At 56.9% G+C, this 24007-nt stretch carries 23 protein-coding genes; 9 read left to right on the forward strand and 14 right to left on the reverse strand.

From position 1 onward, the window contains the following. Positions 1–92: 92 nt before the first annotated feature. Positions 93–1085, reverse strand: coding sequence for a LacI family DNA-binding transcriptional regulator (locus GRPL_RS24570; RefSeq protein ID WP_032689518.1), 993 nt, complete (start codon positions 1083–1085; stop codon positions 93–95). Positions 1086–1372: 287 nt separating this feature from the next. Between GRPL_RS24570 and idnO the strand changes: the two genes are divergently transcribed. Genes idnO through GRPL_RS24555 form a run of 3 tightly spaced genes read left to right on the forward strand, consistent with a single transcriptional unit; the run spans position 1373 to position 3146 of the window. Next, a complete protein-coding gene (gene idnO / locus GRPL_RS24565) occupies positions 1373–2137 on the forward strand; it encodes a gluconate 5-dehydrogenase (RefSeq protein ID WP_032689519.1) in 765 nt (254 codons plus the stop codon). 14 nt (positions 2138–2151) lie between these two features. Then, positions 2152–2682: a gluconokinase gene (locus GRPL_RS24560; protein ID WP_032698183.1), complete on the forward strand. Its 531-nt coding sequence runs from the start codon at positions 2152–2154 to the stop codon at positions 2680–2682. After that, positions 2679–3146 carry a NanQ anomerase/TabA/YiaL family protein gene (locus tag GRPL_RS24555; RefSeq protein WP_032698185.1) on the forward strand — a complete coding sequence of 156 codons (468 nt, stop codon included), beginning with the start codon at positions 2679–2681 and terminating at the stop codon, positions 3144–3146. The genes GRPL_RS24560 and GRPL_RS24555 overlap by 4 nt, the downstream gene beginning before the upstream one ends. 53 nt (positions 3147–3199) lie before the next feature. Here GRPL_RS24555 and GRPL_RS24550 read toward each other — a convergent pair whose 3' ends face one another. The 5 genes from GRPL_RS24550 to GRPL_RS24530 all read right to left on the reverse strand — a co-directional run bounded on the left by GRPL_RS24550 (position 3200) and on the right by GRPL_RS24530 (position 10449). Continuing rightward, a complete protein-coding gene (locus GRPL_RS24550; RefSeq protein ID WP_032689522.1) occupies positions 3200–3433 on the reverse strand; it encodes a YgdI/YgdR family lipoprotein in 234 nt (77 codons plus the stop codon). Positions 3434–3603: 170 nt separating this feature from the next. Further along, positions 3604–6828 (reverse strand): carbamoyl-phosphate synthase large subunit, encoded by a 3225-nt coding sequence (gene carB, locus GRPL_RS24545; protein ID WP_032698186.1) that lies wholly within the window; start codon positions 6826–6828, stop codon positions 3604–3606. Between the two features lie 16 nt (positions 6829–6844). Then, the gene (carA, locus tag GRPL_RS24540) at positions 6845–7993 is read right to left on the reverse strand and encodes a glutamine-hydrolyzing carbamoyl-phosphate synthase small subunit (RefSeq protein WP_032689524.1); all 1149 of its coding nucleotides are present in this window, start codon (positions 7991–7993) and stop codon (positions 6845–6847) included. 458 nt (positions 7994–8451) lie between these two features. Beyond that, positions 8452–9273, reverse strand: a complete 822-nt coding sequence (gene dapB, locus GRPL_RS24535) for a 4-hydroxy-tetrahydrodipicolinate reductase (protein ID WP_032698187.1) — start codon at positions 9271–9273, stop codon at positions 8452–8454. 144 nt (positions 9274–9417) lie between these two features. Next, a complete protein-coding gene (locus GRPL_RS24530) occupies positions 9418–10449 on the reverse strand; it encodes a LacI family DNA-binding transcriptional regulator (RefSeq protein WP_032689526.1) in 1032 nt (343 codons plus the stop codon). A 189-nt stretch (positions 10450–10638) separates the two neighbouring features. Between GRPL_RS24530 and GRPL_RS24525 the strand changes: the two genes are divergently transcribed. From GRPL_RS24525 to GRPL_RS24505, 5 genes are read left to right on the forward strand one after another with little or no spacing between them, the layout of a single operon-like run. Then, positions 10639–12384, forward strand: a complete 1746-nt coding sequence (locus tag GRPL_RS24525; protein WP_032698188.1) for a class I mannose-6-phosphate isomerase — start codon at positions 10639–10641, stop codon at positions 12382–12384. Positions 12385–12388: 4 nt separating this feature from the next. After that, positions 12389–12817, forward strand: coding sequence for a PTS sugar transporter subunit IIA (locus tag GRPL_RS24520; protein WP_032698190.1), 429 nt, complete (start codon positions 12389–12391; stop codon positions 12815–12817). Positions 12818–12828: 11 nt separating this feature from the next. Beyond that, complete coding sequence (locus GRPL_RS24515) at positions 12829–13323, forward strand: PTS sugar transporter subunit IIB (protein ID WP_032698192.1); 495 nt, start codon at positions 12829–12831, stop codon at positions 13321–13323. A 10-nt stretch (positions 13324–13333) separates the two neighbouring features. Beyond that, on the forward strand, positions 13334–14131 hold the full coding sequence (locus GRPL_RS24510) for a PTS mannose/fructose/sorbose/N-acetylgalactosamine transporter subunit IIC (RefSeq protein WP_004857742.1): 798 nt from the start codon (positions 13334–13336) through the stop codon (positions 14129–14131). Then, positions 14131–14949, forward strand: a complete 819-nt coding sequence (locus GRPL_RS24505; RefSeq protein WP_032697237.1) for a PTS system mannose/fructose/sorbose family transporter subunit IID — start codon at positions 14131–14133, stop codon at positions 14947–14949. Before GRPL_RS24510 ends, GRPL_RS24505 begins: the two co-directional genes overlap by 1 nt. Positions 14950–15064: 115 nt before the next feature. On the opposite strand, the gene GRPL_RS24500 is transcribed toward GRPL_RS24505, so the two are convergent. The 3 genes from GRPL_RS24500 to GRPL_RS24490 form a co-directional block, all read right to left on the reverse strand. Next, complete coding sequence (locus GRPL_RS24500) at positions 15065–15847, reverse strand: glucose-6-phosphate isomerase family protein (protein WP_032689534.1); 783 nt, start codon at positions 15845–15847, stop codon at positions 15065–15067. Then, positions 15834–16403 (reverse strand): glucose-6-phosphate isomerase family protein, encoded by a 570-nt coding sequence (locus tag GRPL_RS24495; RefSeq protein ID WP_032689535.1) that lies wholly within the window; start codon positions 16401–16403, stop codon positions 15834–15836. Before GRPL_RS24495 ends, GRPL_RS24500 begins: the two co-directional genes overlap by 14 nt. A 117-nt stretch (positions 16404–16520) precedes the next feature. Further along, entirely contained in the window at positions 16521–17150 is a 630-nt protein-coding gene (locus GRPL_RS24490; RefSeq protein ID WP_032689536.1) for a serine-tRNA(Ala) deacylase AlaX, read from the reverse strand. Positions 17151–17244: 94 nt separating this feature from the next. On the opposite strand from GRPL_RS24490, the gene GRPL_RS24485 reads away from it, so the two are divergent. Next, complete coding sequence (locus GRPL_RS24485) at positions 17245–18192, forward strand: LysR family transcriptional regulator (protein WP_032697302.1); 948 nt, start codon at positions 17245–17247, stop codon at positions 18190–18192. On the opposite strand, the gene rihC is transcribed toward GRPL_RS24485, so the two are convergent. The 5 genes from rihC to ileS all read right to left on the reverse strand — a co-directional run bounded on the left by rihC (position 18153) and on the right by ileS (position 23970). Further along, positions 18153–19067 (reverse strand): ribonucleoside hydrolase RihC, encoded by a 915-nt coding sequence (rihC, locus tag GRPL_RS24480; RefSeq protein WP_032689537.1) that lies wholly within the window; start codon positions 19065–19067, stop codon positions 18153–18155. The genes GRPL_RS24485 and rihC overlap by 40 nt on opposite strands. A gap of 66 nt (positions 19068–19133) precedes the next feature. After that, a complete protein-coding gene (ispH, locus tag GRPL_RS24475) occupies positions 19134–20084 on the reverse strand; it encodes a 4-hydroxy-3-methylbut-2-enyl diphosphate reductase (protein ID WP_032689538.1) in 951 nt (316 codons plus the stop codon). A gap of 1 nt (position 20085) precedes the next feature. Next, entirely contained in the window at positions 20086–20535 is a 450-nt protein-coding gene (fkpB, locus tag GRPL_RS24470) for an FKBP-type peptidyl-prolyl cis-trans isomerase (RefSeq protein ID WP_032689539.1), read from the reverse strand. Positions 20536–20653: 118 nt separating this feature from the next. After that, entirely contained in the window at positions 20654–21154 is a 501-nt protein-coding gene (lspA, locus tag GRPL_RS24465) for a signal peptidase II (protein ID WP_032689540.1), read from the reverse strand. Then, a complete protein-coding gene (gene ileS / locus GRPL_RS24460; RefSeq protein ID WP_032697301.1) occupies positions 21154–23970 on the reverse strand; it encodes an isoleucine--tRNA ligase in 2817 nt (938 codons plus the stop codon). The genes lspA and ileS overlap by 1 nt, the downstream gene beginning before the upstream one ends. Positions 23971–24007 lie beyond the last annotated feature (37 nt).

Raw genomic sequence — 24007 nt, forward strand, 5'->3', positions numbered from 1 at the left:
TGATCGCTAAGACAAAAACCCGGTTTTACGCGGGGACAAGCGACGAAGCGTTAACGTTCTGCTAACAGGGCTGCGCCGCCGTTCAGGCAGGATTAAATGGTTTCGCCCATCGACAGGCGATAGTGCAGATCGACTTTCTCTATGGTTGGCAGTCCTTTGATTTTCTTAATTAAAATCTCAGTGGCCACCTTACCCATTTCATAACGTGGGGTCAGAACGCTTGCCAGCCGCGGGGTGACGATCTGGCCAATCTCCAGACCATGAAAACCGGCGATCGCCAGCTCCTGCGGCACCGCGATACCCGATGCAAGGCACTCCTGTAACACGCCCACCGCCAGGTCATCATTAGTGCAGAGAATCCCGTCCATAGCGGCGTACATCTGCCGCGCCAGATTCATCATGCCGGTGCCAATCGACACCGACGACACCTTATTGGGGGCAATGCGCCCCGTCGGCAGTCCGGCATTCTCCATCGCCTGACAATAGCCGGCGTAGCGCTGCTCATCGCGGACATCGGACATCGACCCAAAATAGATAATGTGCCGCTTGCCGCTCGCCAGCAGCATCGTGGTCATGTCAAAACCGGCTTTGAAGTTGTCAAACCCGACGTTGATTCGCCCCGGGTTCTCCGCCAGTCCCATCACCTCCGCGATCGGGATTTTCGCCGCATTGAGGTATTTGTCCGCCCGCAGCGTATGGAGCGACTCAGTCAGCAGCAAGCCTTTGACATGAAAGGCCAGTACGGCGGCAATCTGCTCCTCTTCACGCTGGCGGTCGTAATCGTAATTGACCACCAGCGTCTGATAGCCATGAGCCGCGGTCACCGACTCGATGCCGGCCAGCAGGTCGGCGAAGATTTGATTATGAAAAGAGGGAATCAGCACGCCGATGCGCGGGACGGCGACGCTGGTCATCGCCGGATTGTCGGGATCGGGCTCGTAACCAATTTCCGCAATCACGCTGGCGATACGCTCCGCCGTCTCCGGTTTTACTTTATCCGGCGTACGTAAATAGCGGCTGACGGTCATTTTGGTTACGCCAGCCAGCGCTGCAATATCATTGAGCGTAATGCGTTGTGCTTTCATCTATCGACCCGTCAAATACATCCACTGCATCAGGCCATTATGCCTGCCGCTGAAGAAAAAGAGAATCGAACCCTTCCCCCGTTAACCCCTTGAGCAGCGGTAATTTCCACGCGGCTTCACGTTTAACGTAACCCCTTTTCGTAACACTATTTTGAGTGATCTCCATCACAGATTTAAGCGGCGAAAATCCGTGATATAGAGCACAGGTTGTTGCGGTTTGTTTTTTGCCAGTCAGGAATTAAAACGCCCAGCATCATTTATATTCAGCCGTTAATCAGGATATCAAGATGAAAGATCTTTTCAGCTTACAAGGCAAACGTATTTTAATTACTGGCGCAGGACAAGGCATTGGTTTTGTCATGGCGCAAGGCCTTGCACAATATGGCGCAGAAATTATTATCAACGATATTTCAGCGTCCCGGGCAGATGATGCGGTGATGAAATTACGTGATGAAGGTGCGATTGCCCATTCGGCCGTATTTAATGTGACCGATGCCGATGCGGTCGAAAATGCGATTGCTAAAATCGAAGAAGAAACCGGCGCTATTGATGTGTTATTCAATAATGCGGGTATTCAGCGACGCCATCCGTTTACCGAATTTCCGGTCCAGGAGTGGAATGATGTTATTTCCGTTAACCAGACCGCGGTATTTCTGGTTTCGCAGGCCGTGGCTAAACGCATGGTCAGCCGTCAGCGCGGAAAAATCGTCAATATCTGTTCCATGCAGAGCGAGCTGGGACGCGACACCATTACGCCTTATGCCGCCGCCAAAGGGGCGGTCAAAATGCTGACCCGCGGCATGTGCGTCGAGCTGGCGCGCTATAACATTCAGGTCAACGGCATCGCACCGGGCTACTTTAAAACCGCCATGACCCAGGCACTGGTGGACGATCGCGCCTTTACCGACTGGTTGTGCAAACGCACGCCTGCCAACCGCTGGGGCGATCCGCAAGAGCTGGTCGGTGCGGCGGTGTTCCTCTCCTCCAGAGCATCCGATTTCGTCAATGGTCATCTGTTGTTTGTCGACGGCGGCATGCTGGTTGCCGTCTGATTAAGGAGCGCATTATGGCAGGGCAATGCATTATTTTGATGGGCGTCTCAGGCACCGGGAAAACCACCGTCGGGCAGGCGCTGGCCCAGGCGCTTGGCGCGAAGTTCATCGATGGCGACGATCTGCATCCACGGCAGAATATTGTCAAAATGGCCGCCAGCCAGCCGCTCGATGATGACGATCGCCGGCCCTGGCTGGAGCGGATTGCCGACGTGATTTTCAGCCTGGAGCAAAAGAATGAATCCGGCGTGCTGGTCTGCTCGGCGCTGAAAAAACGCTATCGCGACCGTCTGCGTGAAGGCAGCGACAACCTGCGTTTTCTGTGGCTGACCGGCGACTATGAGTGCATTCTGCAGCGGATGCAGCAGCGTAAAGGCCACTTTATGCCGGAAGCGCTGCTGCGCAGCCAGTTTGCCGCCCTGGAGACACCGGACGCCAGCGAGCGCGATATCATCGCCGTTGATATCGCCCCCGACGTGGCGACTATCGTCGCGCAATCCATCACCTTACTTGACCCTCACCCACTACAGGGAGTCCCGGCATGATTATCGATACCCTCAACGCTGGCGCAAAAAACGCGTTCTATCCGCCGGTGATCCGCAAAGCTTTACAGGCCGTCGCCCAGCAGGATCCGCACTCCCTACCGCCGGGAAAATATACCGTCGATGGAGACAATCTGTTTTTCACCGTGGTCGAAGGCCAGACGCGGCCACTGGCGGAACAACGCCCGGAGTACCATCGTCAGTATATTGATATTCATATTGTCCTGGCAGGGGTGGAGATTATCGGCGCCGGCAATAAAGGCCTGGCGATCGTCCCGGACGGCCCGTTTAAAGAGGCGCACGATATTGGCTTTTGTGAAAAGATCGGCAGCGAAACGCTGATTCATCTGCATCCGGAAGAGCTGGCCATTTTGTTTCCGGGCGAACTGCACCGTCCGATGGGCGCGATGGATGCCGGCGCGCCGCTGCGCAAAATTATCGTTAAGATAGATAACGCTCTGCTGTAGCTGTCCCGCCGTACTCAGCCCCACGAGATCCTTCGCGGGGCCCCGGATAACCGTTAGTTATCCAGTTCGTCCATCGACTTCACCTGATCGCGATTGATCTGTTCAGTCCGGCCGGTTTCCGCATTTTTGTATGACACCATACCGGTGTCATCATCCACCTGCGGCTTACCATCAGTGACGATCGTTTTACCGTCGGTCGTTTTCAGCGACTGGTTCGATGAACAGCCCGCCACAAACACCATTGCCGTCGCCGCCAGCGCGGATGCCATCAGAATTTTGTTCCGCATTGTATCCTCCTGTCTTTCCGTCAATTGATATCGTTATGATGCTAACTATAGTTAGCCTCACCAGACGGGCAGTGAAAAGCAGAACTCTCCGAAGATGGCGCGGATAAAAAAAAGGCCGACGATTTCTCGTCAGCCCTTGTTGTTCCGCGACCCGGTATTAACGAGGCGGCTTACTTTTTAATTTGCGCGTGCATTTCCTGAACCGAGGTCACTTTCTCGATGGCGTTAGCGTTGAGCGCCATCGCCGTGGCGAAACCGCCGTTCAGGGTGGTGTCGTAATGCACTTTGTACTGCAGGGCGCTGCGGCGAATCAGCTTGGAGTCTTCAATCGCCTGACGACCTTCGGTGGTGTTGATGATGTAGGTGTATTCGCCATTCTTGATACGGTCCTGAATGTGCGGACGACCTTCATGCACCTTGTTCACCAGACGTGGGTTGATCCCCGCCTCACCCAGCACAATCGCGGTACCGTGAGTCGCATCCAGTTCGAAGCCGAACTTCAGCAGTTTCGCCGCCAGGTCAACAACACGCTCTTTGTCGCCTTCGCGAACGGAGAGCAGCGCGCGCCCCTGTTTTTTCATCGTGGAGCTGCTGCCGAGCTGCGCTTTAGCGAACGCTTCGGCAAAAGTACGGCCCACGCCCATCACTTCCCCGGTAGAGCGCATTTCTGGCCCTAACAGCGGGTCAACGCCCGGGAATTTGTTGAACGGCAGCACCACTTCTTTCACCGAGTAGTACGGCGGGATAATTTCTCTGGTTACGCCCTGCTGTGCCAGAGTCTGGCCAGCCATCACGCGCGCCGCGACTTTGGCCAGCGGGACGCCGGTGGCTTTCGAGACGAACGGGACGGTACGCGCCGCACGCGGGTTCACTTCAATCAGGTACACTTCATTGTTTTTCACCGCGAACTGGACGTTCATCAGGCCACGGACCTGCAGTTCAAAGGCCAGCTTCTGTACCTGCTCACGCATCACATCCTGAATTTCCTTGCTCAGGGTGTAGGCCGGCAGAGAACATGCGGAGTCACCGGAGTGCACGCCCGCCTGTTCGATGTGCTCCATGATGCCACCAATCAGCACCATTTCGCCGTCGCAGATAGCATCAACGTCGACCTCGACCGCATCGTCAAGGAAGCGATCCAGCAGAACCGGTGCGTCGTTCGAGACGCTGACCGCGGTCTGGAAGTAGCGCTTCAGGTCGGCTTCGTCGTAGACGATTTCCATCGCCCGCCCGCCCAGGACGTAGGACGGGCGCACCACCAGCGGGTAGCCAATCTCTTTCGCCTTCTCAACGGCCATCTCAATGGTCGTTACGGTCGCGTTCGCCGGCTGTTTCAGCTTCAGACGGTCAACCGCCTGCTGGAAACGTTCACGGTCTTCGGCACGGTCAATCGCATCCGGGCTGGTACCGATAACCGGTACGCCAGCCGCTTCCAGCGCACGCGCCAGTTTCAGCGGCGTCTGGCCGCCGTACTGGACGATAACGCCCTTCGGCTTCTCGATGCGGACGATTTCCAGCACGTCTTCCAGCGTCACCGGCTCAAAGTACAGACGGTCGGAGGTGTCGTAGTCGGTAGAGACGGTTTCCGGGTTACAGTTAACCATAATGGTCTCGTAACCGTCTTCGCGCAGCGCCAGCGAAGCATGTACGCAGCAGTAGTCAAATTCGATACCCTGGCCGATACGGTTCGGGCCGCCGCCGAGGACCATGATTTTATCGCGGTCAACGGACGGGTTCGCTTCACACTCGTCTTCATAGGTGGAGTACATATAGGCGGTATCGGTGGCGAATTCCGCCGCGCAGGTATCTACACGCTTGTAGACCGGGTGCAGGTTGTACTGGTCGCGCAGCTTGCGGATTTCGCCTTCACGAACGCCCGCCAGTTTGGCCAGACGCGCGTCGGCAAAGCCTTTGCGCTTCAGCTGGCGCAGGAAGTCAGGCGTCAGACCGGTGATGCCGAGGTCAGCCACTTTCTCTTCCAGACGGACCAGCTCTTCAATTTGTACCAGGAACCAGCGGTCGATGTTGGTCAGGTTGAAGACGCCGTCCACGGACAGCCCCGCGCGGAACGCATCGGCGATGTACCAGATACGCTCGGCGCCGGCATCTTTCAGCTCACGGCGAATTTTGGTCAGCGCTTCCGGGTCGTCGAGACTGACTTTCGGGTCGAAACCGGTAGCCCCCACTTCCAGGCCGCGCAGCGCTTTCTGCAGGGATTCCTGCTGGGTGCGGCCAATCGCCATCACTTCGCCCACGGATTTCATCTGAGTAGTCAGACGGTCGTTAGCGCCAACGAATTTTTCGAAGTTGAAGCGGGGAATCTTGGTCACGACATAGTCGATGGACGGTTCGAACGAGGCCGGCGTACGGCCACCGGTGATGTCGTTCATCAGCTCATCGAGGGTGTAGCCGACCGCCAGCTTGGCCGCCACTTTAGCAATCGGGAAACCGGTCGCTTTCGATGCCAGCGCGGAGGAGCGTGATACGCGCGGGTTCATTTCGATAACAATCAGACGGCCGTCTTTCGGGTTAACGGAGAACTGAACGTTAGAGCCCCCGGTTTCCACGCCAATTTCACGCAGCACCGCCATCGATGCATTACGCATCACCTGGTATTCTTTATCGGTCAGGGTTTGCGCCGGCGCGACGGTAATGGAATCGCCGGTGTGGATCCCCATGGCGTCGAAGTTTTCGATCGAGCAGACGATGATGCAGTTATCGTTCTTATCACGCACCACTTCCATTTCGTACTCTTTCCAGCCGATCAGCGATTCATCAATCAGCAGTTCGTTGGTCGGAGAGAGGTCCAGCCCGCGGGCACAAATTTCTTCGAACTCTTCACGGTTGTAAGCGATACCGCCGCCGGTGCCGCCCATGGTGAAAGACGGACGGATGATGCATGGGTAGCCCACGTCTGCGGCCACCGCCAGCGCTTCTTCCATGGTGTGCGCAATGCCGGAACGCGCGGTATCCAGACCGATTTTCTTCATTGCCACATCGAAGCGACGGCGGTCTTCCGCTTTATCAATCGCGTCAGCGGTAGCGCCGATCATGGTGACGCCGAATTCGGCCAGCACGCCCTGACGTTCCAGCTCCAGCGCGCAGTTCAGCGCCGTCTGACCGCCCATGGTCGGCAGTACCGCATCCGGACGCTCTTTTTCGATAATTTTGCGCACGACTTCCCAGTGAATCGGCTCAATATAGGTCGCATCGGCCATTTCCGGGTCGGTCATGATGGTGGCCGGGTTGGAGTTCACCAGAATGACACGGTAACCTTCTTCGCGCAGGGCCTTACAGGCCTGAGCGCCAGAGTAGTCAAATTCGCAAGCCTGGCCGATAACGATCGGGCCAGCGCCAAGAATCAGGATGCTTTTTATGTCTGTACGTTTTGGCATGGCTCTTTTCTCCTGATTATTTCGCGGACTGGCGGTACTGCTCAATTAATGCAATAAAATGGTCGAACAACGGCGCGGCATCGTGCGGGCCTGGGCTCGCTTCCGGGTGGCCCTGGAAGCTAAACGCCGGTTTGTCAGTGCGGTGGATGCCCTGCAGCGTCCCGTCGAACAGCGACTTGTGGGTCACGCGCAGGTTAGCCGGCATGGAGGCTTCGTCGACCGCAAAACCGTGGTTCTGGGCGGTAATCATCACCACATTATTATCGATATCTTTAACCGGGTGGTTGCCGCCGTGGTGGCCGAACTTCATCTTAACGGTCTTCGCACCGCTCGCCAGCGCCAGCAGCTGATGGCCGAGGCAGATGCCGAATACCGGAATATCGGTCTCGAGGAATTTCTCAATCGCGGTAATGGCGTAATCGCACGGCGCCGGGTCGCCAGGGCCGTTGGACAGGAAGATACCGTCCGGATTCATCTTCAGCACCTCTTCGGCGGAGGTTTTCGCCGGCACCACCGTCAGGCGGCAGCCGCGGTCAACCAGCATGCGCAGAATGTTGCGTTTAGCGCCAAAATCGTAGGCCACAACGTGGAACGGCAGCTCGCTTTCCGCCTTCGCTTCCGGCAGGTCGCCCGCCAGCGTCCAGCTGCCTTGCGTCCAGCTGTAGGTTTCTGAAGTGGTGACTTCTTTCGCCAGGTCCATGCCGTTCAGGCCAGGGAACGCTTTGGCTTTTTCCAGCGCCAGCTGCGCATCCAGGTTATCACCCACGATGATGCAGCCGTTCTGTGCGCCTTTTTCACGCAGCAAACGCGTCAGCTTACGGGTATCGATATCGGCAATCGCCACGATGTTATGGCGTTTGAGGTAAGAAGAGAGGTCTTCGGTATTGCGGAAGTTGCTGGCAATCAGCGGCAGGTCGCGAATGACCAGACCCTGCGCATGTACCTGAGAAGATTCTTCATCGCTGTCGTTGGTGCCGACATTACCAATATGGGGATAAGTAAGAGTGACAATTTGGCGGGAATAGGAAGGATCAGTGAGGATTTCTTGATAACCGGTCATTGAAGTATTGAAAACGACTTCCCCAACCGCCGTGCCCGTTGCCCCGATGGCCCGACCGTGAAACTGGGTTCCGTCTTCCAGAACCAATAGCGCTGACTTAATCAAAACACCCTCCAGAGAATATTCACTCACTTTATTTGCATATTAATGCATGTGCATGACATGAATCAATGCAAATTTGCTTACCTATGGATTTCTGGCAAACGGCGGCATTCTGGAGAGATGTCGGGTAAAAGTCAACTTAAAGCCGATATTTTTTATCTCTTTTTACGTCACTGACCTCTCAGCACTGCGTTAGCAGGCAAAAAGATCAACAAACTATGCAGAGAAAACGCTTGCGGACCAGGAAGATTGCAAAACAGCGCGCGCAGGAACAAAAAAGTAGACCAGATGGTCAAAATTTACAATAACACAACAAAAAATGGAGGGATAATTTAAGATTATAGCTATTTCATCAATTTTAATTGATGAAATGATGAAAAATAAAAAGGGCAATAAAATATTGCCCTTTGCAATCAATTACATATTGAATGCAATAACCACATCACGATGGGTAATAAAACTTATAAAGTATTGAGATCAAGCACATCACGCATGTCGAAAAGGCCTGATTTCTTATCTTTTAACCACAATGCAGAACGAACGGCACCATTAGCAAAAGTCATCCGACTGGATGCCTTGTGGCTGATTTCAATACGCTCACCAATATCGGCAAACATGGCGGTATGCTCGCCGACGATATCTCCGGCGCGCACGGTGGCAAAGCCAATGGTCCCCGGGACCCGTTCGCCGGTATGGCCTTCACGGCTGTAGACCGCGCAATCCTTCAGATCTTTGTTCAGTGCGCCTGCAATCGCCTCGCCCATCGCCAGCGCGGTGCCTGACGGTGCGTCCACTTTGTGACGGTGGTGCGCTTCAATAATTTCGATATCGGTGTAGTCGCCCATCACCTTCGCCGCTTTTTCCAGCAGCTTTAACAGGACGTTGACGCCAACGCTGAAGTTGGCCGCGAAAACGATCGCAATCTCCTGCGCCGCATCGCGAATGGCCTGTTTCCCGGCCTCATCAAAACCGGTGGTACCAATCACCATCCCTTTGCCGTGTTCGCGACAGAAAGCAAGGTGCTTTAACGTCCCTTCCGGGCGGGTGAAATCGATCAGCACATCAAAATCATCTTTGACCGCCGCAAGACTGCTTTGCACCGTGACACCGGCTTTACCGGCACCGGCCAGCTCACCGGCATCGCTGCCAAGGAGGGAAGAACCTTCACGCTCCAGCGCCGCGCCCAGCGCCACGCCGTCCATCTGCTGTACGGCCTGAATTAACTGGCGTCCCATCCGGCCGCCCGCGCCTGCGATGGCCACGCGGATTTGTGCATCATGCATAGCTATTCTCTTTTGTTAACTTAACGTAAATTGTTTCCAGATTAACCAGCCCGTCGATGAGCCGCTACTGTAAAACACCGATAATTAGAAATTTATGACAAACGGCGTTCGATATCAGTAAAAACTATACGCCGGCGTCGTTTCTCACTCGCCCGGAGCGTTAACCCTGTGCCGAAAACCACAGGATTCGCGGACCACCAGCGCCGGCGGCAAAATAATGCGTTTCGGCGGTTCATCATTGCCCTGAATGCGGCTATACAGCAGTTCGCCAGCTTTGCGGCCAATCTCCTTCGCCGCCACCGAAACGGTCGTCAACGCCGGCTGAACCAGCGCGGCTTCGGTAATATCGTCAAATCCCACCAGCGCAAAATCACGGCCCGGCTCACGCCCGGTTTTACGCAGCGCCTGCATCACGCCCAGCGCGACAATGTCCTGGTAACAAACTGCGGCCGTGATTTGCGGATAGCGGGTCAGCAGCGCTTCGGCCACTTTCGCGCCGTCGATCTGGCTGGCCTGGGCCGTGACGATCCACTCCGGCCGCGGCGAGAGCCCGCTCTCGAGGAGCGTACTGGTGAATCCGCCAATACGCTGTGCCCGAGTACCAGAACTCAGGCTGCCGCCGATAAAGGCAATCTGTCGGTGGCCCATTTTCAGCAAGTGCGCCGTGGCCATCTGCGTGCCGAGAAAGTTATCGGTACCGACAAAATCAAAATCCGGATCGCTGAGCGGGCGCACCACCATAATGGCGGGAATATTGCGTCTTTTCAGCGCATCAAAAAATGAGGCCGGCGTTTCCCGCGCCGCGCACAGCACCATGCCGCAGGCGCTATTGCGCATCAGCGAGTCGACAAACTTTTGCTGCCGCTCGCCTGACTCTTCGCTGTTTGCCAGGAATAACAGCAAATCATGCCGCTCCATTTCATGGCTTAAGCCTGCCGTCATCTCACCGTAAAACGGGTTGGTGATGTCATGCAGCAGCAGTCCAACCTGGTTGCTGCTGCGATTACGCAGATTGGCGGCGGTCTGATTGTAGACATAGCCAGTTTCATCCAGCGCCTTCAGCACTCGTTCGCGCGTAGCTTGCGAAATCCGCCCGCGGTTACGCAATACCATCGAAACGGTGGCCGTAGATACTCCTGCCCGTTCAGCCACCTGTGCCAGCGTCACTGTTGTCATGATCTCTCCCGTTCGTTTACCGAAGGTTAATCGAATAACCTAAAAATTGCATTTTTCCTTGTGACAGGACTCACAATAACGCCCATTTTGTCGCTTTACTTGCGCATTATGGCGGGTTAATCGCGTTAACCACACTATCAAAATAAGGTTAATCGATTAATCTTTATTTAGCCAATACGGAGACAGATAATGCAAACGACCTATGATAAATTCCCTGAAGTGACGGTTCAGGGTTATGACGACCAGGCCTGGCAGGGCTGGGAATCCCTCTCTGCGACGCTTCGCCTCAGGGCTTCAGCCGCCTCCAGAACCGTGCTGGTTGTGGACTGCTATCCCGGCGTCCGGCTTGACGAACTGGAGCAGCGACTGCTGCCGTCGCTGAACGCTACGCGGGTGCTGAACGTCGAATCCGCCCGCCGCGATGAACAGGCGCTCCACGATTTGCTGGCGCGTAACCTGACCGACGACCGTGTTTTTGGGGTCCTCTCCTGTCATCATCTGGAAGAGTTTTTTAACGCCGACAAGTTACATCAGCTGCGCCAGCAGGTCGATGCCGTGACCGAAGGCCTCATCGTTATTTATGGTCCCGGCGCCGCGCTCGTTCATCCGGGCGATGTGCTGGTCTATGCCGATATGCCGCGCTGGGAAATTCAGCAGCGCATGCGCCATGACGGCCTCGGGAACTGGGGGGCGGACAACCAGGACGAGGACATCCTCCGTCGCTATAAGCGCGCCTTTTTTATCGAATGGCGCGTCTTCGATCGCCACAAAACGCCGCTGCTCAAACGCGCCGACTATCTGCTCGATACCACGCAAAAAGAGGCGCCGACGCTGGTCAGCGGCGAAGCGCTGCGCGCCGCCCTCCAGCAAACCACCACCCGTCCGTTCCGCGTCGCCCCGTTCTTCGATCCCGGCATCTGGGGCGGCCAGTGGATGAAACAGCAATTCGATCTCGATCCCGCCGCGCCCAATTACGCATGGTGTTTTGATTGCGTGCCCGAGGAAAACAGCCTGTTACTGCGCTTTGGTCAGGTGCGGATCGAGATCCCCTCACAAAACCTGGTTTTACTTCATCCTCGCGCGCTGCTTGGCGAGAAGGTTCACGCCCGGTTTGGCGCTGAATTTCCCATCCGCTTTGATTTTCTCGACACCATCGGCGGCCAGAACCTGAGCTTCCAGGTTCATCCCGTCACCGAGTACATCCAGCAGCAGTTTGGTATGCACTACACCCAGGATGAAAGTTATTACATTCTCGAAGCGGAACCGCAGGCGGTGGTCTATCTGGGAACCAAAACCGGAACCGAACCGCAGGCGATGCTGGACGATCTTAAGGCCGCGGCCCGCGGGGAAAAAACCTTCGACGATGCCCGCTTTGTTAACCAGATCCCGGCCCGTAAGCACGATCACTTCCTGATCCCTGCCGGCACGGTTCACTGCTCGGGCAGCGGCACGATGGTCCTCGAAATCAGCGCCACGCCGTACATTTTTACCTTCAAGCTGTGGGACTGGGGACGTTTAGGTTTAGATGGCCTGCCGCGCCCCGTCCATCTGGAGCACGGTGAGCAGGTTATCGACTGGCAGCGTGACACCCGCTGGGTTGCCGACAACCTGGTAAACCAGGTCGAACCAGTGGCCGAAGGCGAAGGCTGGCGTGAAGAACGGACCGGGATGCACGAGCGTGAATTTATCGAAACCCGCCGCCACTGGTTCACCGCGCCGGTGACTCATCATACTCAGGGCGGGGTGAACGTTCTCAACCTGGTCGAAGGTGATGAGGCCATCGTTGACAGCCCGAGCGGCGCCTTCGCGCCTTTCGTCGTCCACTATGCCGAGACCTTTATTATTCCCGCCGCAGTGGGCGAGTATCGTATTTCACCGTCGGGCAAAGGCACAGGACAGCCGCTCGCCACCATTAAAGCCTGGGTAAGAGGATAAGCGCATGATCAACGTAATAGTTGCCACCCACGGCCCGCTGGCGAACGCCCTGCTTGCAAGCGGCCGCATGGTTTACGGCGAATTACCACATGTTTTCGCCGTGACGCTCGACGAGCAGGCTGGCATTGAAGGCTTCAGACAGGATTTCGCCCGCACGCTGGCCAGCGCCGGGCAAAACGCCGATGGCGTGCTGGTGCTGTGCGATATGCAAAGCGGTACGCCGTGGAACATCGCCTGCCAGCACGCGTTTTCCACTCAGACGATCCCCCCGGTCGCCGTCGTGGCGGGGGTCAATTTCCCGATGCTGCTGCAAAGCGACGAGATTCACCATTTAACGGATGTGCACGATGCTGCCGCACAGCTGCTGGCGTTAACCGTACCGACACTGGTCATGGCCGCCCCGACGATATCCGTTCAGTCCGATGATTTTTAAAGGAAACCGCTATGAGTATCTCTTTTGTACGTATCGACGACCGCGTTATTCATGGGCAGCTCGTGACACGCTGGGCCAAAGAGCTGCCCTGCGATGGTATCGTCGCCATTGACGACGCCGTCGCGGCCGATCCGCTGCTCTCATCAGTGATGAAAGGCGCGGTCCAGGACACCAAAGTCTGGCTGTTCGATACCGCGACAGCTATCGAAAAATTGCCCAAAGTGATCGCCAGCGATAAGCGTTACTTCGTGATCGGCAAATCCCCCGTTACGCTCCAGCGCATCGAAGAAGCCGGTATCAGCCTGAAAAATGCCAACGGCAAAATTAACGTTGGTCCAATGAGCGCCCGCGCCGATACCCGAACCATTGGCCCGAATCAATCGGTCAACGCGGAGGAGATAGCCGCCTTTGACTGGCTGGCGCAGCACGGACATCTTGTTGAGTTCCGCCTGGTCCCGGATGCCGGCTGTTACAGCTGGCAGGACGCCCGGCAGAAGCTGAAATAAGGAGCGGATGATGATTATCGAAGCGACATTGATAGGCTTTCTTTGCTATCTGGGCGCCCTCAGTAGCCCCTGGCTTTTAGGGCTGACCGGCGGCTGGTATCTGATCACCCGGCCGCTGGTTTCCGGCATGCTGGTCGGGCTTATTCTCGGCGATGTGAAAACCGGCATTATGATCGGCGTGGCGGTCCAGGCCGTCTATATCGCCATGGTGACACCGGGTGGGTCGATGCCGGCCGACCTTAACTTTGTCGCTTACCCGGCCATCGCCCTCGGGATCCTGTCAGGAAAAGGGCCGGAAGTGGCGGTAGCGCTGGCGGCCACCATCGGTATCGCCGGGACCATTCTGTTTAACGCCATGATGGTGCTGAACTCTTTCTGGAACCATCGGGCCGATGTTGCGCTGGATCGTGGCGACGAACGCGGAATTTATCTCAACAGCGCCATCTGGCCCCAGGCCACGAACTTCGTTTTACGCTTCGTACCGACTTTTATCGCCGTCTATTTCGGTGCGCAGTACATCAGTAGTTTTATGGACAGTTTGCCCAAAATCATTCTGTCGACGATGAATGTGCTGGGCGGCATTCTGCCTGCGGTGGGGATCGCTATCCTGCTCAAACAGATCATTAAAAACTACACCATGCTGATCTATTTTCTCGTCGGTTTCGTCTGCATCGTCTTTTTAAAGCTCAATATGGTCGCGCTGGTGATCGTGGGCTCGCTGCTGGCGCTAATCCATTACAACTACAAACCGGAGCCGCAGCAGAGCACTGGCGCAAAACCGGTCGTCGATGATGAGGATGAATTCTGATGGAAGAACGTACCCTGACCCGCAAAGACCTGCGCCGCTGCTGGCGCGCGTGGATGATGCACAACCTTTCCTCAATGAGCTTTGAACGCCTGGAATCCTTCGGCTTTTGCCTGAGCATGCTGCCGGTGGCGAAAAAACTCTATCCCGATGCCGCCCAGCGCACCGAAATGCTGCGCCGTCACGCATCGTTCTATAACACCGAGCCGCAGATCGGCGCGATCGTCAACGGTATGGCGCTGGGGCTGGAGGAGAAAAAAGCCAACGGCGAACCGATCGATGGTGAAACGATCAACACCCTGAAAGTCGGCCTGATGGGGCCGATCGCCGGGATCGGTGATTCAATGATCCCCGGCATGCTTATCCCGATTTTGCTGAGTATCGGTATGGCGCTGGCGGCCGGCGGCAGCATTCTCGGGCCGCTGTTCTATACCGTCGCCTGGCTGGGCATCATTATTCCCGGCTCGTGGTTTCTGTTTCTCAAAGGTTACAAAATGGGTTCCGGATCGGTAGAGATGCTGGTCAGCAGTCAGTCTACTCGCCTGCGTGAAGCCTTATCGCTACTGGGTGTTTTCGTCATGGGCGGCGTTGCGGCAAGCTACGTTAAACTCGCAACCGGGCTGGAATTCGTCACCAAAGACGGGGTCAATATTCACGTTCAGCAGATGCTGGATGGCATCTTCCCGCAGCTGCTGCCGCTGGTGGTGGTGCTGGGGACGTGGTATTTGATGGCCAAACGCGGGGTTTCACCGGTAAAAGCGATGGTGCTGCTGCTGGTACTGGCCGCACTCGGCGTGGTGAGCGGTCTGTTTGCCGGCTGATATCGGATGGTGTTGTGAAAACGCCCCGCTCGCGTCGCGCAGAGCGGGGCGAACGCAGCGGATCGCGTGAAGATCCGCCCAACGTCAAAAAAACCGGGGCTATGCCCCGGTTGTGCTATGGATGGAAATTCCGCCATAGTTCCGCCGTCTTATCCGGACGGGAGATAAACTGGAAGCGGGCAGGATCGTCAATAAACTGCTGATAAACTGGCGCGGAGGTAATGCCAAACTCCGTATACTGCCGGGGGGTAATAGCCTGCAACCGCCCGGGAATATAGTGCGAATTATGCAACCAGATAATCTGTTCATCCTGCAGCAGCGGATACCAGGCCAGCCCTTTTCGGGCGCGCACGGCATCATATTCAAAACCGTACTCGCGATCGCACCATGCGCCAAAAGTTAAGGGTTCATCCTGGCTCGCCGAAATGGTGGCATGCCCCCAGCCGGGCGGTACCAGTACCTTTTCTCCCGGCCCGGCGATGACCGCAAAGCAGCGTCCGGGGTCGTCCTCCACGTACTCTTGCATGTAGATAATGGCTTTCCCCTGCCAGATTTCATACAGCTCCGGCGGCGACCAGCCGCTGTGCTGGCTGATGCGATGGACATGTCCCTGACTGCGAATCGGTTCTTCCCCCAGTCGCCCGGCGGCATAGGTCACCACGCCAAACAGCAGCATCCGTTTTTTCAGCTCTTCACGATCCTGCATCCGCGCCACATCCATGGCGATGGCATACACCTCCTCCGGCCCTTCACAGTGGGGATCGCGCAGAGAAGCGCGAATCTGATCGAGACGACGGATTTCCGGCATCGGTCCGGTGACATCATTGCCGTAGCTAAAACCCAGCGGCCGCTGATGAATCGCCATATCCAGCCCGTAACAACCGTCAGATTTCGCCATTCTGCACCGCCTTGACCTGGAGAGTCCGATTCTCTTCAAAGACCCGCAGCGCAAAGCCGTTTGCCAGCGCAGCGTAATCGTGTCCCGCCACGCCGGGCCAGACCGCCAGCGCGGAAAGCGTATCGCCACCGGTATTAATCAACCGGTGCGCGGTAAACCCCGGAATAATATGTACTGACCCGGCAAAAACCTGCTCAAAGCGCGCTTGTCCTTGCTCATCTTGCAGCAGCAGTAAACCACTCCCGCGCAGACCAAAGTAGACTTCGCCTTGTTCACGACGGGCATGGAAATGCCCGCGGGTCATAAAATACTCGTTGCCCACCTTCCCGGGATAAAGATGGGTGACGCCGGTATACAGCGCCCCTTCCGCTGAAGAGGTATCAAGCATTTCCACATCATAAACGACCAGCTCGCCCACCATTCCCTGACGCGCGCGCTCATCGGCGAATACCCGCGCAAGATCCGCAATGCGCGTTGATTTACGTAACAACGGGCCATCGGCAAGTGCGCCGCTGGCCCAGACCACCTGCGGTGGCTGAATAAAGGAAGGATTCATATTTGTCTCCGGCCCGAGGAGAACAACAGGATCAGATTAGCAGATTAATCGATTAACCTCAGAGGGGCCGGGTGACTTTGTAACTGATATCACACAAAAGTTCGGCAGCGTCGCCGCTCACTCCAGCGTATAACTTACGATCAGCTGGCCTTTTTTGATTTTCACCTGGGTGATCGTCACCACACCCAGCTCAGACAGGCTGGCAACATGCGTTCCGCCGCAGGGATAGGCCGGTAATGGACCAAACCTGACCTGCCGCAGCCCATCCTCATAAGCCAGATGCCGCGGCAGATTTTCCGCTTGCCAGCCCGCGATCGTCGCCAGAAGCGCGCTGGCCTCCGGCACGATGGCGGGCGCGGTGGCGGTGAAAGTTATCCGCCCTTCTCCAGGCCAGTGGTGCGCTTTGATGGGATGCCAGCCGGCGCCTTCGCCCGCCAGGCCGATCAGATGTCCCGCAGAGTGCAGCCGCGAATGCAGACGCCGGGCAGCGTCATCCACCCGAATCGTCACCTCTCCAGGCGGCAGCGGTTGTGCGACAATGTGCATGACGCTGTCGCCTCGCGCCACCACGCCTTCAACGGCAATACCGTCAATCCAGCCGCGGTCGGCCGGTTGCCCGCCGCCCTGCGGGTGAAACAGGGTCTGGTCCAGCTCAATGGCATAGCGGCCGTCGGCTTCGGCCAGGCAGCTCAGTACCCGCGCGCGGCCTTCGGTCGCATCGCTGGTGTAATAAAGACGTTCAGTCATGGGGTTGTCCTCTTCTCTGTCAGGACAGTATATTGATATTACGCATGGCGATAATCCCGTCATCCATCAATGCACTTTTGCTTCATGGGCACAAATGAATCTCAATTTACTCCCCGACCTTGCCCTGTTCGTGCAAATTGTCGACCAGGGCAGTTTTTCTGCCGTCGCCCGCCTTTCCGGGGCAACGCCTTCGGCGGTCAGTCGCAGCGTCTCGCGACTGGAACACGAACTGGGCTGTAAGCTGCTGCACCGCAGCACGCGTAAATTACGCCTGAGTGATGCCGGCAAAACGGTGTATGCGCACGCGCAGGAGATGCTGGAATCGGCGCGCCTGGCGATGGACTCCGCCAGCAGTACGCAGGAGGTGGCGCAGGGAAAACTGACCCTCAGCGTGCCAAAAGCCGTCGGGCGTTTTGTGATTCACCCGTTGATGACGGAATTTCTCACCCGCTACCCCGGCGTGGACGTCTGTCTGCGGCTTGAGGACCGCTATCTGGATCTGATTGATGATGGTATTGATCTGGCGCTGCGTATTACCCACAGCCCCTCTCCCGGGCTACACGGCAAGCCGCTGATGCCGGTGACCCACGTGATCTGCGCCACAGCGGACTATTTGCTGCAGCACGGCACGCCGCAAACGCCGGCAGAGCTGCGCGCCCACAGCTGCATCAGCCTCGGCGAAACGCCGGCCGACTCACGCTGGAAATTCCGACGGGCGGGTAAAACGGAAACTATCCAGACTCACGGACGCTACGCCGCCAACCATACTGCCGTACGCCTTGATGCGGTGAAGCAGCATTTAGGTATCGGCAGCCTGCCGCTGTTTACCGCTCGCGACGCGCTGGCCCGGGGCGATATCGTGCAGGTTCTGGCAGAATGGGAGTTTATCAGTAGCTATAGCGGACAGCTGTGGCTGCTGTGGTCGGGCAATAAACATATGCCCGCCAGAATGCGGGCCATGATTGATTATCTGAGCGAGAAAATTGACGGTCGCCAGGCCGCTTACGGCGCCAGGGCCAACACTTCCGCCACCCAGCGCTGAAAACCGCCCACATCCAGCTCCAGCGCAACGCGAGCGTTCGCCGGCTGCCCGAGTCGCCCTTCGATATCGACGACGGTGGTACCGGATGTCCAGGTCCCCTGCGTTTCCACCGCCACAAAGCACGGTTGTAGGGTAAACAGCTCGGGGCGCACCAGCCAGGCAATGGCGCACAGGTCATGCATACGTAGCCCGCTGCTCATGCTGCCGCTGCGATAATGGCTGAACAGCGCGTGGAGCATCTTTCCGGTGTTGTTCAGCGCGGGCAGCGTGGCGAGGTACTCCGGCGTCAGCATCGCCCTGTTCGTCACGTCGAGACCGCACATCACGATCTCCAGACCGCTGCGAAATACGCTGGCCGCGGCTTCCGGGTCGATAGCAATATTGAACTCCGCATTGGGCGTGAAGTTACCGCGCCCGGCAGAACCGCCCATGATCACCAGCCGGCGAATATTAAAGCGACATTCCGGATACTGCGTCAGGAGCAGCGCAATATTGGTCAACGGACCAATCGCTACCAGCGTAATGGGCTCCTGAGCATGCATCAGCGCGTCGCGAATGGCCTGAAAGGCCGGTTTCGGCAATGGCTGGCAGTCATGCTCGACAAAATCATACCCTTCCATACCGGACTCACCATGCACGGAGGCCGCATCGCGCAGCGGGCGCAAAAGCGGCATCGACGCCCCTTGAGCCAGCGGAACCTTCGCCTGCCAGAAATGCAGTAGCTGCAGGGCATTACGGGTGGTTTTTTCCACCGACACGTTCCCCGCCACCGTCGTCATCAGCTGCAGATCGAGCTCGGGGGCAAACAGCGCAGCGGCGATCGCCGCCGCGTCGTCAATGCCGGGATCGGTATCAAGAATGATCGGTAAGCGCATCGTTTCTCCCAAAAAAAATGCCAGACGTTAAGTCTGGCATCTTCTCACATTCGCTGGCGAAAGAACTTAGTCTACTTCACGGACATCAACCCGCAGCTCTTTCGGTACTTCGAAAACGATATTCTCTTCACGCCCTTCCAGCGGGACGGCTTCTCCACCGCCCAGCGCCTGCAGACGCGCAATCACGTTCTGCACCAGAATATCCGGGGCCGATGCGCCTGCGGTCACGCCAACGCACGCGGCCTCTTTGACCCACGCTTCCTGAATATCCGTCGCGTCGTCAATCAGATAGGCTGCTTTCCCCATCCGCTGAGCGAGCTCCGCCAGACGGTTGGAGTTAGAGGAGTTTTTCGACCCCACCACCAGCACGACATCGGCCTGTTCCGCCAGCGCACGCACCGCTTCCTGACGGTTGGTGGTTGCGTAACAGATATCGTCTTTGCGCGGCCCGACGATTTTTGGGAAGCGTTCGCGCAGCGCGTCGATCACATCCGAAGTGTCATCTACCGAGAGGGTGGTCTGCGTCATAAACGACAGCCGGGCGTCGTTTTTCACCTCCAGCTTCCAGACGTCATCGGGCGATTCTACCAGATACATTCCCCCTTCCGGGTTGCTGTACTGGCCCATCGTCCCTTCGACTTCCGGGTGACCGGCATGGCCAATCAGGATCGACTCTTCGCCACGACGACTGGCGCGGGCAACTTCCATATGCACTTTGGTCACCAGCGGACAGGTCGCGTCAAAGACCGTCAGATCGCGGTTTTTCGCTTCATTACGCACCGCCTGAGACACGCCGTGCGCGGAGAAAATCAGGATCGCGCCATCAGGCACTTCGCTAATCTGTTCGATAAAAATGGCGCCGCGCTTGCGCAGGCTATCGACCACATAGCGGTTATGCACCACTTCATGACGCACATAGATCGGCGCGCCGTAGAGCGTCAGCGCGTTTTCGACAATGCTGATAGCGCGGTCAACGCCGGCGCAGAAGCCGCGCGGGTTAGCCAACAGGATCTGCATTTCACTCCTCCAGCGCCGGATCGATTTCCAGCACTTCAATATCAAAATGGACGGTGCGCCCGGCCAGCGGGTGGTTGAAATCCACGGTGATCGAATCGCCGTTCACTTCACGAATCACGCCGGGCATTTCGCTGCCATCCATTGCGGTAAAGAGCATAATCGCGCCAATTTCCGGCTCGCCCGCATCGATAAATTCACGACGGGAAAAATACTGGATAAGATCCGGGCTTGGCACGCCAAACGCGGCATCGGGCTCCAGCGAAAATACCTTTTTCTCACCCTCTTTCAGACCCAGAAGCTGTTGTTCAAGACCTTCAGACAGGGAGGTGTCGCCAAGGCGAAACAGGGCAGGTTTGCCGTTATTGCGGGTGGATTCAGCCGTTGAGCCATCATCCAGTTTCAGCGTGAAGTGAACGAGGATCGCGCTGTTGCTCTGTACGGATTTAGACATGCAAATTGCTCGCTTGTTTTGGCCCGCCTGTTTGCCCGGTGACGCTACGCTTACCGGGCCTACGGAAGGGCGCAAATTCTGTAGGCCGGGTAAGCGCAGCGCCACCCGACATTTACATTTACACCGGCTCTTTCGCCGAAGGTTTTGGCAGGAAGCCTTCCAGCACAATCAGCGCCGCGCCGATACAAATTGCGGTATCGGCGAGGTTGAAGGTAGCGAAATGCCAGTCTCCGACGTAGAAATCAATCATATCGACGACAAAACCATGCCATAGCCGATCAAACAAATTCCCCAACGCGCCGCCAATAATCAGCGCGTAGGCAATGTTGTTCAGCTTTTGCGTGGCTTTTGAGCGATACATCAATACCGCCAGAATCACGCAGATACCAATGGCAATGCCGGCAAAGAACCAGCGCTGCCAGCCGCCGCTATCGGCAAGGAAACTAAAAGCCGCGCCATAGTTACGCGCATAATGCAGATTAAGCGACGGGAACAGCGATACCGTATCCCCCAGAGCAAAGTTCTGGAGGATCAGGAATTTACTGCCCAGGTCAATAATCAGCACGGCTACAACGACCCAAAGCCAGCGTAGCCCCGTTGAACAGACAGATTTACTCATCAGGCAAACTTACGTTTTTCGCCGTCACCGGCGACGTTGCTGACACAGCGACCGCAGATTTCCGCGTGTTCCGCCACCTTGCCGACATCGCTGGTATAGTGCCAGCAGCGTGGGCATTTCTCGCCTTCGGCTTTACTCAGCACGACTTTCAGACCTTTCAGCAGTTCACTCTGCCAGGCATCCGCCGGCGCCTGTGCATAATCGGCAACCGTCGCCCCGGAGGTCAACAGGACAAATCGTAATTCGCTGCCCAGCGCGTTCAGCTTCGCGGCCAGATCGGCATCGGCATACAGCGTGACCGCCGCTTCCAGAGAACCGCCCACCAGCTTGTCGGCACGCGCCTGCTCGATGACCTTGTTGACTTCGCCACGTACCTGCAGCAGGTCGTCCCAGAAGTCGTCGTTCATCGCTTCGTCATCGGCCAGGCCGAACAGACCTTCATACCACTCACCGGTGAAGACGTATTTCTCGCGGGAACCCGGCAGGTAGCCCCAGATTTCGTCTGCGGTGAAGGACATGATCGGCGCCATCCAGCGAACCAGCGCTTCCACAATATGGAACAGCGCGGTCTGGCAGCTGCGACGCGCCACGCTGTCCGCTTTCGCGGTGTACTGGCGATCTTTGATGATGTCGAGATAGAACGAGCCCATTTCGATGGAGCAGAAGCGCATCAGGCGCTGCACCACTTCGTGGAAATCATACGATTCGTAGGCCTTCAGGATATCTTCCTGCGCCGCTTGCGCGCAGCCTACCGCCCACCGATCGAGCACCACCATCTCTTCCGGTTTCACCATATCTTTGACCGGATCGAAACCGTTAAGGTTCGCCAGCAGGAAGCGTGCGGTGTTACGGATACGACGATAGCTGTCGGCAGCACGTTTAAGGATCTCGTCAGAGACCGCCATTTCGCCGGTGTAATCGGTAGACGCGACCCACAGACGCAGGATATCCGCGCCCAGTTTATTCATCACATCCTGCGGAGAGACGGTGTTACCGATGGATTTGGACATTTTACGTCCCTGACCATCTACGGTGAAACCGTGCGTCAGCACCTGGCGGTACGGCGCTTTGCCCTTCATCGCCGTGGAGATCATCAGCGAGGACATGAACCAGCCGCGATGCTGGTCAGAACCTTCCAGGTACATATCGGCGGCGTGACCGGAGAATTCAGGGCGTACGTCAACGACGGAGGAGTGGGTAGATCCGGAGTCGAACCACACGTCCAGGGTATCCGGCACTTTCTCGTAGTTGTCCGCGTCAGCGCCCAGGATGTCGCGGGAATCGAGATCCCACCACGCCTGAATGCCGTCAACTTCAACGCGCTTCGCCACTTCTTCCATCAGTTCCAGGGTGTTCGGGTGCAGTTCCTGCGTCTCTTTGTGCACAAACAGAGACATCGGCACGCCCCAGGTACGCTGACGGGAGATACACCAGTCAGGACGGTTAGCGACCATGGATTCGATACGCGCCTGGCCCCAGTCCGGGATCCACTGCACGCCTTTGATCTCTTTCAGCGACTGCGCGCGCAGACCTTTCTGATCCATGCTGACGAACCACTGCGGGGTCGCACGGAAGATGATCGGCGACTTGTGACGCCAGCAGCACGGATAGCTGTGCTGCATTTTCTCAACGTGCAGCAGCGCACCGCTTTCGCGCAGCATTTCGACGATGATGTCGTTGGCTTTAAAGACGTTAATACCGTCCAGCGCCGGATAGGTCCCCGGCAGGTAGGAACCGTCCGGGCCGACCGGGTTGGCAATTTCCAGGCCGTATTTCTGGCTGATGGTGTAGTCGTCCGGACCGTGGCCGCCGGCGGTATGGACCGCACCGGTACCCGCATCCAGAGTGACGTGATCGCCGAGGATGGCCGGTACGTCGAAGTCGAGGAACGGATGCTTAAAGCGCATCAGTTCCAGTTCATCACCTTTCACCGCCGCCAGGATGGTGTAATCCGCAATACCCGCGCGTTTCATCACGCTTTCAACCAGATCTTTCGCCAGGATCAGCGCCTGGTCTGCGACCTGCACCAACGCATAGTCGAATTCCGGCGACAGGGAGATGGCGCGGTTGGCTGGCAGGGTCCACGGGGTGGTGGTCCAGATGACCAGTGATACCGGGCCGGTGACATCGGCAACGCCGAATTTCGCCAGCACCGCGGCTTTGTCTACCGCGTGGAACGCTACGTCGATAGAAGGAGACGTTTTGTCGTAATACTCGACTTCCGCTTCAGCCAGCGCAGAACGGCAGTCGACACACCAGTGCACCGGCTTCGCGCCTTTGTGCAGGTGGCCGTTACCGATGATTTTACCCAGCGCACGGATAATGTTGGCTTCGGTTTTGAAGTCCATGGTCAGGTACGGACGCGACCAGTCGCCCAGCACCCCCAGGCGGATAAAGTCTTTACGCTGGCCGTCGATCTGCTCAGCGGCATATTCGCGGCACTTGGCGCGGAATTCAGCAGCGGTGAATTTCTCACCCGGCTTGCCATATTCCTGCTCCACTTTCAGCTCGATCGGCAGACCGTGGCAGTCCCAACCTGGAACGTAAGGCGAGTCATAGCCCGTCAGTCCTTTGGACTTAACGATAATGTCTTTCAGAATCTTGTTAACCGAGTGACCAATATGAATGCTGCCATTCGCATAAGGAGGGCCATCATGCAGAATGAAGGTTTTTTTGCCTTTTTTCGCTGCACGGATGATGCCGTACAGGTCATCATCGGTCCAACGCGCCAGCATTCCCGGTTCGCGCTTGGCGAGATCGCCACGCATCGGGAACCCTGTTTCCGGCAAATTCAGGGTGGATTTATAGTCACTCATCAGATTCTCGGTTCCGTATTTCGGTTTGATAAACACC

Source organism: Klebsiella planticola ATCC 33531, from assembly GCF_000735435.1.
Classification (GTDB): Bacteria; Pseudomonadota; Gammaproteobacteria; order Enterobacterales; family Enterobacteriaceae; genus Klebsiella; species Klebsiella planticola.